Below are 16,849 nucleotides of genomic sequence, written 5' to 3' on the forward strand. Positions count from 1 at the left end.
CTTTCAGGTAAGACCGAATCCAATCTAAAAAAGAGTATTTGGCTAAATGAGAAAAGCAAGCAATTTCGTTATCAAGTAAGTATGCGAAAAGTCGTAGCTCCAGATACAAAGTTGATTATTTTGATTGATGCCGCTGTCGCCTTTCATTTTGTGATCGTTCCCATTCCAAATCTGAGTTGAAAGAATCACGGTTTAATTTGATTCCAAACTCAAAATCCTCATCAACCTTTTGACATTCTCCGTCTAAAGAGTCTTTAATAACATAGTGCAAAAAATGAGAAGCCATTATTGTAGAGCAATATTCTACTTCATTTAAATATAAGAGTTTTTTATCATCGAGAGAATTGTAGTCTTTTTTGACTATTATTTCACTCTTTGATTGCAATAAACCTGCTTTTTCACAGTACGGTACATGAATATTTAAATAGGTTGGTAGGCCTAATCGGTGGAAAGAATTAAGGCGGGAATGTGCAAGGATAATTAGGATTTCAATAAGATAGTGTATTTTAATGGAGTCGATCAAAATAGCCAGATCCATAAATTCGCCATAATTTATATTCCCTGTAATATATGCGCCGAATGCTTTTGCCAACAAGGCTGCTTTCTTTTCATGGTCAAATCGTTCTAAATAAATAATAATTTGTTCTCCCAACTGACCTCTTGCCTTTTCATCATTGTTGTGCCTTTCCCAGAACTCTTCTTTCTGGTTTTCGGTAAATTCATCAAGATTATCAAGGAAGGATTTTACTTTCTTGAAAAACAGATGGTCACGAATTGAATTAAAGGCCTGAATACTTTTCGCGACAGTCCCCAAAAAAGGAATTTCTTTAATGAATGTATCTGGGAGATTAGAGTCAATAATGGCTTCCAGGGAATCCGTTATAATTTCTTCAATTGGTTTGGAAGGCGATTCTTGGCCACCTATAGAGACTGTTCCCATGGTTTCAATTTGAATCTGTCAAATCTACCAATAAGCGCAGAAAGTTTTGGCGCTCTGGTAATAAAAAGCAATGGTGTCAGCTGTCAAAGCCTATATAAGGGGGTTTAACAGCTGACACCATCATTCTACCCAAAAATAGAGTATCTGGCCAGACCATTGATTAGTCAGTATTTTATCTTACACGGCAAAACCGGCAAAAGAAGAAACGGGGAGTTCTGCCGGTTTTGCCGGTAGGTTACCTTAGTCGTGGAGATAAAAAATGGTTGTATTGGACAGATAAGATCAACTTAATTATGGGGCATCTTGAAAGGCCGCCAGAATGATGTCCCAAAGAAATTGTGTATCAAACGGTGTATCAAAGAAAAAGCCACCCCGTTTATAGAGTGGCTAATTCACTGATAATCAAGAGCCCCCAGTCGGGATCGAACCAACGACCTACTGATTACAAGTCAGTTGCTCTACCAGCTGAGCTATGGAGGCAATTCGATTTGAGCGTTCTGCCACGAGGGCAGTCTACCGAAAACCGGGTGTGCTGGATGGCTTTCTTTAAATCTGGTGCAAAAATAGCAATTTTGCCTTTTCGGTCCAAGAAAGATTCCTTTATTTTTCCAGCCAAAGTCGTTTTTTTCGCTTACTGGGCTTCCCGAATCACTTTCAACTGGTGCTTCAGATCATCCAGTTGCTTCTGAGCCACCTGAATCTTTTTGTCAATGTCGGCCCGCAGTTTATCCGCGCCTTTCGAACGGCTGAAAAATTCGATGTTGTTGTTGTACACCGCAATATCATTTTCCAGCGTCGTCATTTTCCGGCGTATGTCACCTTCTTTTTTGTACAAATCCCGCGACGAACCGGTTTCACGGATCATTTCTGCTTCGTTCTCGAGCGTCAATCGTTCTTTCTCTCTGGGAGAAATTTTTCCGTTGGCCCCCACAAACAAATTAACCGCATTGATGTACCGCTTCTGTATCGACTGCATGTCTTTCTTCGGCACATAGCCAATTTGCGCCCATTCTTTTTTGAAGTCGTTCAACTGCGACAAATCCGCATTACCGCTGTTTGCCACGGTTTCGATCCGCTCACAAAGCGCAATTTTCTTCGCCAGGTTCTCTTCAAACTCTTTCTCAACCTCCTGATTCCGGGAGCGTTTCTTATTAAAGAAACCGTCGCAGGCGGCTTTGAAACGCTCAAAGATCGTGTCTTTGAACTTCTCCGGAACCTGACCGATGTTTTTCCACTGACGTTGCAGTTCGATGACCTTCTGGGTGGTTTCAGCCGATTCTTCGCCCGATTCCAGTATGCTTTCTACCTCTTCGCACAACTGGGTTTTGGCTTTCAGGTTTTGCTCCCGCTTGCCTTCGAGTTGTTTAAAAAACTCGCCTTTGTGGTGAAAGAACTGTTTTAGGGCAGCCCAGAATTTCTTACTCAGTTCCTTGCCTTCGTCGCGCGGCATAGGCCCCCGAATGTTGTTCCAACGATCCTGGATCGTCATCACTTCGCGGGTTTTTTCGTTCCAGTCATTAATACTGTTCGACGTGAACGATGTAAACGGAATCAGTTCTTCGTAGAGTTTCGACTTCTCTTCGTACAACTGTGCGCCTTCTTTCCGAATCTCTTCGTTCTGCCCGCGACGGCGATCATACAGCGTATCGAGCGCTTTTTTGAAGCGTTGCCACAGCACTTCCTGCTCCGCTTTTGGAGCCGGCCCGACGTGTTTATAGTCTTCGAAAAGCGCGTTGGCTTCATCAATAACCGCTTTGGTTACCGGACTGCCTTCGTTGGCCAGAACCAGTGCTTCCACTTTTTCACAAAGCTCCGCCTTCTGGGTCTGGTTTTTTTTCCGATCGAGTTCTTTTAATTCAAAATAGATATTGCGGTTGCTGTAATACCGGTCGACCAGGGCGTGATAGGTGGCCCAGAGCGTCGCGTTGTGGGGCGACGACACATTTCCGGCCGCTTTCCATTCATCCTGAATGTGCTTGAAACCATTCCAGCTCGTCTTGGGATCACCGGCGTTGTTTTCGTCGGCTTCGACCAACTCCCGCAACCGGCGCAGCAGCTCCGTTTTGAGATTAAAATTGTTGTCCTTGGCTTTTTCGAGCTGGTGGAAATACTGATTTTTCTGGTCTTTGATCTGCTTGAACAGACTATCGAACCGACTCACCAGTTCATCCGGTTTGAACTCGAATCCCTCTTCGGATCCGGTATCCTGCACATACCGTTGCAGGGCTTCGGCCCGATCCGAAGCTTTCGATTGATCAAACAACGGACGTAACTCTTTCAGGACGTCGTCCGCCCGGCGGTAATCCGATGCCGAAACCGTATCCGTCTTCAAAGAAGCCAGATTCTTTTCGAGCAACGCAACCATATCCGCCCGGGAAAGCTGGCTGTAATCCGCAGCAGGTGTTACCTCCTCCAGTTCCAGTTCGGCTGATTCAGTGGGTTCAGCGTGCATTTCAGCTACCGCCAAAGTCTCCGGGACGGATTCGTCAACAGCCACGGATTCTGCCGTCGGCTGGGCTTCAGCAGACACTTCCGGAGTGGATTCGAGACCTTCCGATAGCTCCGTTGCCGAAGCTTCCGGCGTTTCCGCTCCTTCCGGTTTTGGTTCTCCCAAATCAGTCGTCTCCTGATTGAGTTCCGGTTCCGCCTTGCCGGCAGATTCCAGAGCCGATTCTACTTCGTCAGCCGGTTCTTGTTTCGATTCCAGTTCCACTTTGTCAGTCGGTTCCTCGTTTGATTCTACCGCATCAGTCGGCTCAGTCTCCGGTTTTATCTCGTGAGATACGTCCGGATTCTGTTCCTTGCGTTCAGTTATTTCTTGCTCTTCGCTCGCCATACGATCTTTGGGAATCGTTACTTTTGCAAAAATACGAAAAAAAGCGGATTATTATTTCTTTACAGACCGCATCAGCGGATCGAATCCCATACACCCATGCTATCACCCCTGGCTGACCTGCGCAAAGAGTATACCCTGAACGGTTTGGACCCGTCCGATGTTACACCAAATCCGTTCGCTCAATTTCAGCGGTGGTTCACCGAAGCCCTGAATGCGGGCGTTCCGGAGCCGAATGCCATGCATCTGGCTACGGTTGGACCGGAAGGTCGACCCACCGGGCGAATTGTTTTGTTGAAAGGATTTGATGAAAATGGCTTTTCTTTTTTTACAAATTACCAGAGCCGTAAAGGAGTGGAATTGGCCATACACCCTTTTGCCTCGCTGACTTTTTTTTACGCCGAACTCGAACGCCAGATCCGGATTGAAGGCGCGATTCAGAAAGTAGCTGCGGTAGACTCTGACGTTTATTTTCAGAGCCGCCCCCGAGGCAGTCAGATTGGGGCCTGGGTTTCACACCAGAGTGACGCCATTGAAAGTCGTGAGGTGCTCGAAAACCGCCAGCGGGAACTGGAGCAACAATTCGAAAATCAGCTCATTCCGCGACCCCCACACTGGGGCGGCTACCTCCTGATTCCCGATCGCATCGAGTTTTGGCAAGGCCGGCCCAGCCGTTTGCACGACCGGGTTTTGTACCGAAAAGAAGAAGAAAACTGGATAATCGAGCGGCTGGCGCCGTAGTGGAATGATGGGTTATGAATGATGAACGAGCTGGCCTGTAAATTCATCGTTCATCATTCATAACCCCTCATTATTTTAAATCAAACAGATTCTTCACCCCAATCGTCCGATCCACGGTGAAGCCTTCGCCGTATTTGACGCCGATGACGTGGCCGAACTCTTCGGCGCGGGCGCGCAGAAATTCCATGAATTCCTGACTGGCAATGTAACTCATGGGTTCATTGCTCTTCGGATCGTAAAACTGACTTTTGTAGGCCAGCAGCGACTCCTGCTTTTTTTCGTAGAAATCGGTAATATCGACAATGAAATCCGGTTTGATGTAGCGATCCTGAATCAGGTGATACACCAGTTTCGGCCGCCAGGCTTCCTGCTCCAGTCCCGACGCGTCAGCACCAAGATTATCGACGGTTTTGATTTGCCGGAGCCCCGAATAAAAGCAGGCATCTACTACCAATTCCGACGCCCGCCCGTGGTCGGGATGGCGATCGTAAATGGCATTGGTGATCACAATGTCGGGTTGGTATCGCCGGATCGCAACGATCAATGCCTTCTGGTGTTCTTCATCGTTTCGAAAAAAACCGTCCCGAAACCCCATGTTTTCACGCGCCGACAGCCCCAGAATCCGGGCAGCCGCATCAGCCTCCTGCAAACGAATTTCGGGCGTTCCCCGTGTGCCGAGCTCCCCGCGGGTCAAATCCACAATCCCGACTTTTTTGCCCTGTGCAACGAGGGACAGTATGGTGCCGGCGCAGCCTAATTCAGCGTCGTCGGGATGAACGGCAATGACAAGTAGATCCAGTTTCATTCGTTAATGGACTCTCAGTTTTTGTCCCGGCCGAATCCGTGAACGGGTTGAAAGGTGGTTTTTCCGGGCGAGTGTCGAAGCTGATAAGCCATACCGGCGGGCAATGCTGGTGAGGGTTTCACCCGATCGAACCCGGTGAAGAACCGTGCGTTTATACCGTGGCTTGAACCCGGATAAGTTGACGCTTTTTCCGCGTAAATAATCCCAGACCGATGCGGTCAAAATAAAATGGTCGGAAATCAGCGAGTTAGTCGGGAAGTCGTAAACGAACGTGGGGCTAAAGGGGTTGCCCTCATACCGGGTTTCGAAGTGAAGGTGAGAGCCGGAACTGCGGCCGGTGCTGCCCCCCAGCCCAATCTGGTCACCCGCCTTGATGAGTTGGCCGGATTCGACCAGGGCCTTGGACAAGTGACCATACACGGTTTCCAGTCCGTTGTAATGCCGAAGCAGAATGTACCGGCCAAAACCGCCACCGTCCCAGCCTGACACCCGCACAATCCCATCGAAAGCGGCATAAACCGGGTCGCCGGTTTCTAGGTCAAGATCCATTCCCTTGTGCCACCGCCCCCAGCGCGGACCAAACATGGAGGTTACTTTTCCGTCGACGGTTGGAGCCGACCAATACCGGTTTTCGCCCGGATCGTATAATTTCAGATCCAGTACTTCGTCAAACTGAAGGGGATCGATGCCGTATGGATCGACGTTGTGGGGGTCCCATATGGCGTAATAATCCGCAATTTTCACCCAATCGTCGCCTACCTGAACGGAATCAATGTATTCGACCACGGCGGGTTCACCTTCGTCGATGGTAGAAGTGTCCTCCGCTACTACGGGGTTTACTTCTTTTTTGGGTTCAAACTGATTATTAAACCGCAGGTTGGAAGGTTCCTGTTCAAATTCCTCATCCGGCTCCTGAACCGGCGTTTGCGAGGGGAAATTGGGGTTTTCTTTCTCTGATTTCTTTGGCTTGATGCTCAGGTTCTTCTTAAATTTTCCACGTTCCTGTGCCTCTACGGTCGTTACGCTTGCCAAACAGCAAACGCTGGCGAACAGCCACCAGACTGCCAGTTTTCTCATCCTTGGGGATAAAGTTTGACAAAAAGAATGATGAATGATGAATGATGAACTATGAATTGGCTGACGCTCATAATTCATAATTCATCATTCATCATTCTTAACTCCCTTTGTGGTGGTTACTAATTGTATATCGTTTACGCTTCCGCGTGCATTTCTACTTCTTTCATGGCCAGATACCGCTCGGCATCCAGGGCGGCCATACAGCCCGTTCCGGCGGCCGTCACTGCCTGACGATACGTATTGTCCTGGGCATCACCACAGGCAAATACGCCGGGAACATTGGTCCGGGTGCTGCCTTTTTCCGTCAGGATGTACCCGGTTTCGTCCATATCAACGAACGGTTTGAAAATGGCCGTGTTGGGTACGTGACCAATGGCGACGAAAAAGCCAGAGACATCGATCACCCGTTTTTCACCCGTCACCGCATTTTTGATCAGTGCACCGGTTACTTCCTCCTCACCCAGTACCTCTTCCGTTTCGCTGTTCCACAAAATTTCAATATTGGGGAGCGATTTCACGCGGTTTTGCATGAATTTCGACGCCCGCATTTCGTCCCGACGAACGATCATGTAAACTTTCCGGCACAAATTGGCCAGGTAACTCGCTTCTTCAGCCGCCGTATCACCCGCGCCCACAATGGCAACGTCTTTGCCCCTGAAAAAGAAGCCGTCACAAACCGCGCAGGCCGAAACGCCCAAGCCGTTCAGGCGCATTTCCGAAGGCAAACCGAGCCATTTGGCCGAGGCTCCGGTTGAAATAATCACGACATTAGCACTAATTTCCTGCTGGTCGTCCACCGTAGCCTTGTGAATGGTGCCGGAGAAATCAACGGCGGTGACGACACCATACCGGATGTCGGTTCCAAACCGGCGGGCCTGTTCTTCGAGGTCCGTCATCAGTTGGGGGCCGTTGACACCGTGGGGATAGCCCGGAAAATTATCAACTTCGTTGGTGATGGTGAGTTGTCCGCCCGGTTGCATTCCCTGGTATAAAACGGGTTTCATGCCCGCGCGGGAAGCATAGATGGCGGCTGTATATCCGGCCGGGCCGGAACCAATAATAAGGCAATTGACGTGTTCGGTGGTCATCGTCTGACAAAGAATAGAATGTTTAATCTGGTCGGCTTTTGCTTAAATACGGAGCCAGACACTGAAAAAACAAGCGCAAAGGTGCAAAAAATTCCCGGCGAAACCAAGTTAAAGGAGAATGAACCCTGAGCCCTGAATAATGAAAAAATAAGACAAAATCCTTCTCTTTTTCGGCCCTTTTGCCCTTCCCTGCTCCAACTTCACCATCCACGCTTCTTTAAAATTTACAAAATTCGCCATTCGATCCGCCGGTTTAGCTTCCGGTTTTCGTCGGTTGTGTTGGGAGCAATGGGCTTTGTTTCACCGTATCCGGCCGATTTAATCCGGTTTGGGGCGACACCGGCTTTGGCCAGATAACTCACCACCGATTGCGCCCGTTTTTTAGATAGTTCCAGATTAGTGGCCGTACCGCCCTGATTGTCTGTATGCCCGGAAACTTCGATATTGACCGTTGGATTGACTTCCAGAAACTTCACAAGACGATCGAGCTCCGTCCGCGATTTGTCGGCCAGATCATACCGCCCGGTTTCGAAGAACAGGTTGTTCAGCGTCTCTCTGGCCGGAGCCCCGCCCTCCGACGGTTTGATCGGTTCCAGCGGCACGCTCATCGTCAGCCCCTCGCCTTCCCGTTTCCGGGTAAAATCGAACGACAAACTTTTGAACAGATACCCCGGCCCGATCACATACAGGGCGTACTCGCCACCGGTTGGCAGAATGGCAGTATATTGCCCGGTTTGCGGATCAGACTGCACACGGGTAATCAGTTGATTGGTCGCCAGGTCAATGAGTTCGATCGTGGCATTCAGCGGTTTTTTGGTGCGGGCATCGGCTACCAGCCCTTTCAGGTAACTGACCGGGCGAACTTTCTGACGCAGGGCTTCGGGCAGATCGAAAACGTATAGTTTGGAACGTTGCTTGCCGTCGCTGGCAGCCTGTTCCTGCGAATAATAGGCGTGGGCGCCATTGGCTGACACAAACATAGCCGCCTGATCGTCGGAGGTATTGATCGGATAACCCAGATTTTGCGGATTCGACCAGCCATTGGCCGTACTGTCGGCCACAAACAGATCGTAACCGCCCAGGCCCAGGTGTCCTTCCGAAGCGAAAAACAGGCTCAAACCGTTGGCATGAATAAACGGCGAAGCTTCGTCGAAGGGCGTGTTGATACTTTTCAGATTATAAGGCGGTTTCCATTCCCCATCGTCACCCAGATCGCTGCACCAGATGTCGCGCCGACCCATTCCGCCTTTCCGGTCCGAAACAAAATACAGACGTCGACCATCGGCTGACAAGGCCGGTTGCGATTCCCAGGCGCGGGTGTTGACTACCGGTCCGATGTTCTGCGGCTCCGACCAGGCATTCCCGGTTTTACGACTGATGTAGAGGTCACAACTCCCGTAGCCCGCGCGGCCCTGACAAACCGTAAACACCAGTGTCCGGCCATCGGCCGACAGCGTGGGCGTGCCTTCGTTGTTGATGGAATTGATGAGGGGCGAAATGGATTCAGGCGGGCTCCAGGTTTCGCCCTTGTGCGTCGAAACCATCAGATCCTCATCGCCTTCGGGCTTTAAAACCGTGTATACCAGCGTCTGCTCATCGGCGGTCAACACCGGAAAATACTGAGACGGAAACGCCTGAACGGTTGGCGACAACGGTTGCGGTTTGACGGGCAACGGATTCTGAATCGCCTGTTCGCCGAAATGGGCGGTTTGCAGCATCCGGTCGATCCGTTTCCATTGCAGCGACTGGGGCGGAAACAGCTTTTGGTAGCGTTCGATGTGCGGGATGGCGACCCGGTAATTGCCTTTCTTGAGCAGATACGCACTTACAAACTGATACGCCAGCCCCGTCGTGGGTTTGTCGGGCTGCTGTCCGATGGCCCGTTGGTAGACCTGAAAAGCCTGATCAGGCTGGCGCATGAATTCGTAGACCTGCCCCAGTTTCAGATACGCATCGGTGTAGCCGGTATCACGTTCCACCGCCTGGTGAAACAAATCCAGCGACTCAGTCATTTTCCGGTTCGACAAGGCATCGACGGCCTTTTTATACAATTCGACGGCCTTCTTGTTCTGGGCGTAGGAAGGATGAAGAAAGAGAGGAAACGAAAAAAGGAATACAAGGAAAAACAGGCGGTTCGGCCATCGCTCCTTACTTCCTTTTATCCGCTTCGGTTCCTTTACGGAATGTTCATGAATTTGTGTGTTTGCAACGAAACCTGCCATTGCGGATGCTGTTTTACATACTCAACGATCAGAGGTAGCATTTCATTTGAACGACTCCACTCCGGTTGTAAAAACAATTTGCAATGCGGTTGCAGTGATGTCACAAAGGACTTCGCAAACGCAAAATCGCTTTTGTTGTAAATAATGGCTTTCAGTTCATTCGCCTTTTGGAAAATATCCGGATTCGGCTCCTTGAATTTCTTGGGCGAAAAACAGATCCAGTCCCAACGTCCGGTGACAGGATAAACACCCGAGGTTTCAATGTTGGTCTGAAAACCGGCATTCTGAAGCGCCAGCGTCAAACCGCTCAGGTCGTGCATCAGCGGTTCTCCGCCCGTAATCACGGCCATGCGCCCGGGGTGTTGCAAAGCCCCGGTAACGAGTTCATCGATCGTGTATTGCGGATGGGCGTTCACATCCCAGGATTCTTTCACATCACACCAGTGACACCCGACGTCGCAGCCGCCGAGCCGGATGAAATACGCGGCTTTTCCGGTATGCGCTCCCTCTCCCTGCAACGTGTAGAACGATTCCATGACGGGAAGCCGCTTCAGGGTGTCAGTTTGTTGATTCAGTACTTGATTCATGGTGCAAAGTTACGGAATTTGCGGACGAAGGTTCATCTATTCCCACGGCTTTCCGCAGCCTTTATGAAGTATCGTCCGTTTTCGTTTTTGCTTACCGGCCTGATTTTCGCCGTCATAGGCACTTTTTTTATCAGTCATACGCCCCCTTTGGCGGCTCCAAAGCCCAACATCGTCTTCATCTTCGCCGACGATCTCGGCTGGGGCGACCTTTCTTCCTACGGAGCTACCGACCTGAAAACGCCCCACATCGACAGCCTGTTGCAGTCTGGATTGCGCTTTACGAATTTTTACGCCAACAGCCCCGTTTGTTCCCCCAGCCGGGCGGCTCTGCTGTCGGGGCGTTGGCCGGAAGCGATGGGTGTTCCGGGCGTCATTCGCGACGACTTGGCCGATAGCTGGGGCTACCTGGCTCCGGGTCTGCTGCTCCCCAACTACCTGCAAAAAGCGGGCTACCACACGGCTTTGGTTGGAAAATGGCATTTGGGACTGGAACCCGAGAATGCCCCCAACGAGCGCGGATTCCAGGAATTTTACGGTTTTCTGGGCGATATGATGGATGATTATTACACCAAACGACGCAACGGCCACAATTTCATGCGCCACAATCGGCAGGTCATCGATCCGCCCGGTCACGCAACGGAGGTGTTTACGGAAGGAGCAATCCGCTATGTGAACAGCCGGAAAAACAACCCAAAACCGTTCTTTCTGTATCTCGCTTACAACGCTCCTCATAACCCGTTGCAACCACCCGCCGACTGGCTCGACCGGGTGAAAAAGCGGGAACCCACCATCGACCCGACCCGGGCCAAACTGGTGGCGCTGATTGAACACCTGGATGCCAACATCGGTCGGCTTCTGGCAACGCTGAAAGCCAACCGACAGTTGGAAAATACGTTGATCGTTTTCACGAGCGACAACGGTGGCTGGGGTCCCGCCAAAGCCAATAACGGCCCCTACCGCGCTTTCAAGGGAACGATGTACGAAGGCGGGATTCGGATTCCGGCGGGCATCGCCTGGACGGGTCACATCCAGCCGGGCAGGGTGTCGGACGAGCGGGGGCAACTCAGCGACTGGATGCCCACGTTTCTGGAACTGGCGGGTCAACAAGCCACTATGCCGGTCGATGGGAAATCGCTGGTGCCGGTCTTCCTGACGAATCAACCGGATGCACAGAAGCTCGACCTACTCCGCCAGCGGCCGCTTTTTTACATTCGCCGGGAAGGCAACGACGCCTTCAAGGGACTGACGACCCAGGCTGTTCGGCTGGGCGACTGGAAATTGCTGCAACCCAGTCCGTTTTTACCCTTTGAATTGTATAACCTGAAAGACGATCCGAAAGAAACCACCGATCTATCGAAGCAGGAAAAAGCGAAAGCCAATGAGCTGACCCGCCTGTTAATGAACCACATCCAACTGGGCGGGGCCGTGCCGTGGCAGAAAAGAAAATAGGAATCGGTGCAACGTTCCGGTTCAGGACGGCATCTTCATCGCAGGAATTTTATCTTTCGCTAACCACCATGCAAACCCATCGTTTTTATTTATCGCTCTTGTTTTCGACACTGATGGCCGGTTTTTCAGAAGCGCAATCGGTAACGAAACAGTTCAGTATCAAGTCGTTCGACCGCATCGACGTGGCCAACGCCATCGATGTCGAAATCCGGAAAGGCGCTTTTGACATTGTGGCCGATCTGTCGCCCGGCGAAACCGAATACCTTTCGGTCAAAAGCGAAAACGGCGTGCTGGTCGCCCGGTTTAACCGGCCGGCTGGCAACTGGATGCCGGGCAAAAGCCGCAAATCACCCCGCTTGCTGGTCACGATGCCCGCCCTGCGCGGCATTACCCTTTCCGGTGCCTCCGACGGCGACGTGAATGATGCGTTCGACAGTGAAGAGCTGGACATTACACTGTCGGGAGCCGCCGATCTGACGATGAAAGACATTTCAGCCAACCGCATCCGGCTGAAAGCCTCCGGGGCTTCCGACACCAAACTTCGGGGCCGCGTGAAGCAACTCGATGTTGACATTTCGGGGGCGTCGGATTTGCAGGCTTACGACTTAACGGCCGATGAAGCGATTATCCGGGCGTCGGGAGCAAGTGATGCCTCGGTGACCGTAACGAAACGACTGGAGAAAAACACGCGGGGTGGAGCGGATGTCTCCCACCGGGGCAATCCGCAGACGGTGATTTCGAACCAGAAAAAATCGGACGACTAGACCGACGAACCGCGCATCCAGTGAACCGACTCGGGCGACATTTCCAGCCCGATCAACTGACCTACTTTGATTTTTTCGTGGGAGGCTGCGATAAACGTCAGGTTGACAAACCGGTTCATTTCGACCTCCACTTCCAGGTAAGCGCCTTTGAAAAACACATTTCGGACGGTTCCGCCGAAGCGGCCGCGATCGCTCAACCGGATGTTTTCCGGCCGAACACACGCCAGAGCGTTGGGCTGGTAGGCGTGAATGATGCCCATCAGCGGCAGGTGTTTGGCCCGAATCAGGTTGGCCGGGCCGGTCATTTGCGCGGCATAGGCGTTATACGGACGGCGGTAGACATCCATCGGCGCACCCATCTGAATCAGTTGGCCATCCTGCAAAATCCCGATGCGGTGCGAAATGGACAGGGCATCGGTCGCGTCGTGGGTGACAAACAGGCAGGCGGTTTTTTCGTTCCGAACCAGATCCAGCAACATACTGCGGATCAATTCGCGGTTCGGTAAATCGAGGTGACTGAACGGTTCGTCGAGCAACAACACGGCGGGTTTTTCGGCAATGGCACGGGCAATGGCTGTCCGCTGTTTTTCGCCCCCCGACACCTGGCGCGGGAGCCGGTGTTGCACCGCTTCGAGCCGACACAGGTTGATCAACTGCTCGACCCGAAAATCCTGGTAACGTTTTTCGTAAAACCGTAAGGCGTAGGCGATATTTTCGCGGACGGAAACGTGTGGCATCAACTGGTATTCCTGATGCACCAATTTGATATGCGGATGCCCCGGAACCAACTGTTCTGATGGCCCTTTGATCCGTTCATTATTTAATTGAACGACCCCTTCCGTTGCATCGAGTAAACCCGCCATCAGATTGAGCATCGTACTTTTCCCCGAGCCACTCGCTCCGATCAACCCCACCACCTCACCCGGTTTTATGACCAGTGAAACGCCCCGAACGGCGGTTACGTCCCCGAAAGATTTTACAAGATGGATAGACTCAAGCAATGGACAATGACCTTTTTCAGTGCACGCATTTTATTGACCAACAAGGACTTACGCAGATAACAAACGAAAATAGCCTTTGCCGAAGGTGTAAAATTAAGGAATTACGGGAACAACCTTGCGATAAGCTTTTATCATATGTGAGAAAAAAACGAAGTGCTTTTAGCGTTTTCCCAGCCAGTAAAAGAATAGTACCAACAAAAGAAAAGCAAATACCACCAGCGCAATTTTCCAGACCGATTTGGGTCGTTCACCCGCAATTTGCCCGGTTTGACCGTTGACCAGAAACCGGTAGGGCTTGCCGTTGTAGAGATACATACAAATCCAGAGCGGCAACAAAATGTGCTTGAACGTCTGGTTGGTCAGGCTCGTGTCGACATTTAAATTGCGCTGCGTATCCCCGCCCATTTGCGAGGCACAGGCATTTTCTTCGCGGCTCCGAATCTGTTCTTCAGCTTTGCGGGCGCTTTCGGGCAAATCGATGCTGTACACTTCAGCTTCCCAGCCCAGCAAGATCCGCGGATCATAATCGACAATTGCCTTCAAATCGTAGCGGCTGGCTTCCTGCACCTGGCTTTCCTGCTCCGACAATTTCCGGGACGCCATTTCGAGCATGTCGTCGTAAAATGCCTGGTGCGACCCACTGCGGTATTCCCACCGGACGCGCTGCTGTTGCTGGGTCACCGTCTTGCCGTTGGCATCGCGCACCTGCACCGGAACGTAGTAATAAAACCCGGCTTCTCCGGTGTAGGTCGAATGCGCCTGGGCGTCGAAGGTCCAGAACGGAATGTAGATACCGTGCAGGTTATCCAGCATCGCACCGGCCGCCAGATCCGACGGCGCCAGCCAGCTATCCCCCACCCAGCTCTTGAACCGCTGCAACGCCTGCTCTTTCGAAATCCGGAACGGCAACAATCCGGCGGGTTCGATCAGCCGGGTTTTCTGCGCATCAGGGTTCACGTTTTTGGAATTGCAAAAGGCACAGGTAAGAGTCGGCGCGTCGTAGTTCACGGTCGTTTTGGCACCGCAATTCTGGCAGGTAAACAGACGCTTTTCTTCCGTCGGCGCGTTGGGTAACTGCCGGTCTTCGACCCGAAAAGCCAGCGGGTTCTCGTGCAGGTTGCTTTTGGTGAACGGGATGTCTTCGGTATTGCCGCAATAATCGCAGCTCAGTTTCTGTTTCTCGGCCGAAAATTTCAACTGCGCTCCGCAGGCCTTGCAGGGAGCCCGGACCAGGTCTGAAAGTTCTGATGGTTGCATGGTGGGACGGGAACGCGGACGACCCGCGTTCCTACCGGTTTGGGGCTATAATCGGGCTAGTAATTCGGCTTTTTTGGCGTTGAATTCCTCTTCGGTCAAAATCCCGGCGGCTTTCAGTTCGCCCAATTGTTTCAGCAGGTTCATGACCTCCGTTTTGTCTTCCTTGGGCGTCTGCGGAGCATTGGCCGCGCTGGTGTTCTGCATGAAATTACCCAAACCGCCCAGCAACACGGCTGCCCCTCCGGCACCACCGCTTTCGGCGGCATCTTCCAGCGCAACACCCGCCTGAAATTGTTGAAAACGAGCCATATCGCCCACCATATTCATCTGCGTGGTTTTGTCGAGGAAGGCTTCCACTTCAGGCGGCAGGCTCGTATTTTCGACGTAAAATTTGGTCAGCTCCAGGCCGTAACCCGTAAAATCCGATTGGAGCAACGGCAGCAGTTTATCGCCGATTTCCTTGTAATTCCGGGATAAATCGTAGACCGAAATACCGGCTTCGCCAATTGTGTCCGTGAAGTTGGTGATGATGGCCGAGCGAAGTTGATCCTCCACATCACCGATCCGGACAACGGGCGTCGTTCCGGCGTATTCCTTGATAAACTTCCCGGCATCGACCACCCGCAGGGCAAACACCCCGAACGCTCGAACCCGCACCTGCTTCAGTTCGGGATCGCGGACGATGAATGGGTTTTGCGTTCCCCATTTGAGGTTCGTAAACTGCTTGGTCGAAACGAAGTAAATATCGACTTTGAACGGCGACTCGAATCCCATTTTCCACGACCGCAACGTGGTCATGATCGGCATGTTCTGGGTAGTCAGTTCATAGCGACCCGGTTGATACACATCGGCAATTCGGCCTTCGTTGATGAAAACCGCCACCTGCGACTCGCGCACGGTCAGTTGGGCGCCGTATTTGATGTTGTTGCCATTGTCCGGAAATTTCCAGATTACCGTATCGTTCGAGTTATCGACCCAGTCGATGACCTCGATAAATTCATTGCGAATGAAGTCAAATAGTCCCATATGCTTGTCTTCGACAACCGCAAGGCCATCGGGTTTTTCGGTGCTGATGTTTTAAACGTTCAATTCTACGCAAAAAAAACGAACCCGCACGAGCTCGTTTTTTTGAACGGCAAGAAAAAACCGCCGGACGTTCCGTTTTCAGGAATGACGGAGCGGCTGCCTGAATTCAGAGGTTTACTCCCACCATCCGTATTTGTTTTCGTCAAGTAGCAACAAACTCATCAACTGGTGTTCCCGCAGGTCTTCGGGCGTTGAGGGCCCGTAGGTCAGAACACCGCCAGCGGGTCGTTCACCCAGGTATTTGTCGTAATTTTCCTGATTTAAAGACTTCAGCTCATCAAACTTATCCTGAACAAATTTATAGATTTTGTCATCAATATAGTAAAGCTTTCCTTTCAGGTAATTCGCCGTGGCTTTGGTGGGCTCGTCCATTCGGTGTTTAAAAGAAAAATAGTCCGGCCACAGATAATCGAATTGATGCTGCAACAACGTTATCTTTAACTGATTGGGCATTAACGTTCGGGCAAACCGAAAATGATCGACCAATAACTTGACTTTCATCTCATTTAAATACCGCCTGTACTCCGCTTTTAAAAATGCAATCTTGGTCTCTTCCTGAAACAGGACTGTCAATTTTAACGGAGACCGGGGATTAAAAAAATCAGACAAAACCGTTTCGTAGTTGGCTAGTAATGATTGGTTATACGCAAGTTCGCCCAATTTGCCGTTGTCTTCTTGCACCAGGCTTTCTTCGTAACTCCGAATCCGTGTTTTTAGATTCGCTTCATACCGTTCGAACTGCTCGTTGTCCAGAATGTCTTTAAAAGTCGCCCATTCAAAATCCCATTCTTCCCATTGCGAAAAGTATGTGTCTTTGGATGAATGCCTTTTGTCCTGTTCAAAGTGATGAATGCGTTCGGCCTGGGCTGGATCCGGATGACAAAAAGCATACCGTTCCTGAACCAGTTTTATGAGCCATTCGGGGTCTTCGGGGGTAATGATTGTGCTCATTTTTGAATTGTCCGGTTACGAAACACCGACGAAAGAAGCGTTCCCGGT

Annotated in this window: 14 protein-coding genes and 1 tRNA gene; 3 read left to right on the forward strand and 12 right to left on the reverse strand. The window is 51.1% G+C overall.

The genetic code is table 11. The annotated features are described in order from the left end of the window. Positions 1-115: 115 nt before the first annotated feature. From F0P93_RS03895 to F0P93_RS03905, 3 genes are all read right to left on the reverse strand, one after another. Positions 116-940 (reverse strand): hypothetical protein, encoded by an 825-nt coding sequence (locus tag F0P93_RS03895; protein ID WP_138990297.1) that lies wholly within the window; start codon positions 938-940, stop codon positions 116-118. Between the two features lie 407 nt (positions 941-1,347). Then, positions 1,348-1,420: transfer RNA gene (locus tag F0P93_RS03900), tRNA-Thr, on the reverse strand. A 151-nt stretch (positions 1,421-1,571) separates the two neighbouring features. Beyond that, a complete protein-coding gene (locus F0P93_RS03905) occupies positions 1,572-3,776 on the reverse strand; it encodes a DUF349 domain-containing protein (RefSeq protein ID WP_150874985.1) in 2,205 nt (734 codons plus the stop codon). 96 nt (positions 3,777-3,872) lie between these two features. On the opposite strand from F0P93_RS03905, the gene pdxH reads away from it, so the two are divergent. Continuing rightward, positions 3,873-4,514 carry a pyridoxamine 5'-phosphate oxidase gene (pdxH, locus tag F0P93_RS03910; RefSeq protein WP_150874986.1) on the forward strand — a complete coding sequence of 214 codons (642 nt, stop codon included), beginning with the start codon at positions 3,873-3,875 and terminating at the stop codon, positions 4,512-4,514. Positions 4,515-4,584: 70 nt separating this feature from the next. Here pdxH and bshB1 read toward each other — a convergent pair whose 3' ends face one another. The 5 genes from bshB1 to F0P93_RS03935 form a co-directional block, all read right to left on the reverse strand. Further along, positions 4,585-5,319 (reverse strand): bacillithiol biosynthesis deacetylase BshB1, encoded by a 735-nt coding sequence (gene bshB1 / locus F0P93_RS03915; RefSeq protein ID WP_150874987.1) that lies wholly within the window; start codon positions 5,317-5,319, stop codon positions 4,585-4,587. A 3-nt stretch (positions 5,320-5,322) separates the two neighbouring features. After that, entirely contained in the window at positions 5,323-6,396 is a 1,074-nt protein-coding gene (locus F0P93_RS03920) for a peptidoglycan DD-metalloendopeptidase family protein (RefSeq protein WP_150874988.1), read from the reverse strand. A gap of 134 nt (positions 6,397-6,530) precedes the next feature. Further along, the gene (gene trxB / locus F0P93_RS03925) at positions 6,531-7,484 is read right to left on the reverse strand and encodes a thioredoxin-disulfide reductase (protein WP_114404912.1); all 954 of its coding nucleotides are present in this window, start codon (positions 7,482-7,484) and stop codon (positions 6,531-6,533) included. A 224-nt stretch (positions 7,485-7,708) separates the two neighbouring features. Beyond that, positions 7,709-9,706, reverse strand: coding sequence for an OmpA family protein (locus F0P93_RS03930; protein WP_150874989.1), 1,998 nt, complete (start codon positions 9,704-9,706; stop codon positions 7,709-7,711). After that, complete coding sequence (locus F0P93_RS03935; RefSeq protein WP_150875846.1) at positions 9,661-10,242, reverse strand: 7-carboxy-7-deazaguanine synthase QueE; 582 nt, start codon at positions 10,240-10,242, stop codon at positions 9,661-9,663. Before F0P93_RS03935 ends, F0P93_RS03930 begins: the two co-directional genes overlap by 46 nt. Positions 10,243-10,356: 114 nt before the next feature. Here F0P93_RS03935 and F0P93_RS03940 point away from each other — a divergent pair, with 114 nt between their 5' ends. Then, positions 10,357-11,742 (forward strand): sulfatase-like hydrolase/transferase, encoded by a 1,386-nt coding sequence (locus F0P93_RS03940; RefSeq protein WP_150874990.1) that lies wholly within the window; start codon positions 10,357-10,359, stop codon positions 11,740-11,742. Positions 11,743-11,810: 68 nt separating this feature from the next. Continuing rightward, the gene (locus F0P93_RS03945; RefSeq protein WP_150874991.1) at positions 11,811-12,506 is read left to right on the forward strand and encodes a head GIN domain-containing protein; all 696 of its coding nucleotides are present in this window, start codon (positions 11,811-11,813) and stop codon (positions 12,504-12,506) included. On the opposite strand, the gene F0P93_RS03950 is transcribed toward F0P93_RS03945, so the two are convergent. The 4 genes from F0P93_RS03950 to F0P93_RS03965 form a co-directional block, all read right to left on the reverse strand. Further along, entirely contained in the window at positions 12,503-13,507 is a 1,005-nt protein-coding gene (locus F0P93_RS03950) for an ABC transporter ATP-binding protein (RefSeq protein WP_150874992.1), read from the reverse strand. The genes F0P93_RS03945 and F0P93_RS03950 overlap by 4 nt on opposite strands. A gap of 159 nt (positions 13,508-13,666) precedes the next feature. After that, positions 13,667-14,764 carry a TFIIB-type zinc ribbon-containing protein gene (locus F0P93_RS03955; protein WP_150874993.1) on the reverse strand — a complete coding sequence of 366 codons (1,098 nt, stop codon included), beginning with the start codon at positions 14,762-14,764 and terminating at the stop codon, positions 13,667-13,669. Positions 14,765-14,809: 45 nt separating this feature from the next. Then, positions 14,810-15,790: an SPFH domain-containing protein gene (locus tag F0P93_RS03960; RefSeq protein ID WP_150874994.1), complete on the reverse strand. Its 981-nt coding sequence runs from the start codon at positions 15,788-15,790 to the stop codon at positions 14,810-14,812. Between the two features lie 174 nt (positions 15,791-15,964). After that, on the reverse strand, positions 15,965-16,801 hold the full coding sequence (locus F0P93_RS03965; RefSeq protein ID WP_150874995.1) for a hypothetical protein: 837 nt from the start codon (positions 16,799-16,801) through the stop codon (positions 15,965-15,967). Positions 16,802-16,849: the final 48 nt, after the last annotated feature.

It is taken from the genome of Larkinella humicola (assembly GCF_008727875.1).
GTDB lineage: Bacteria > Bacteroidota > Bacteroidia > Cytophagales > Spirosomataceae > Larkinella > Larkinella humicola.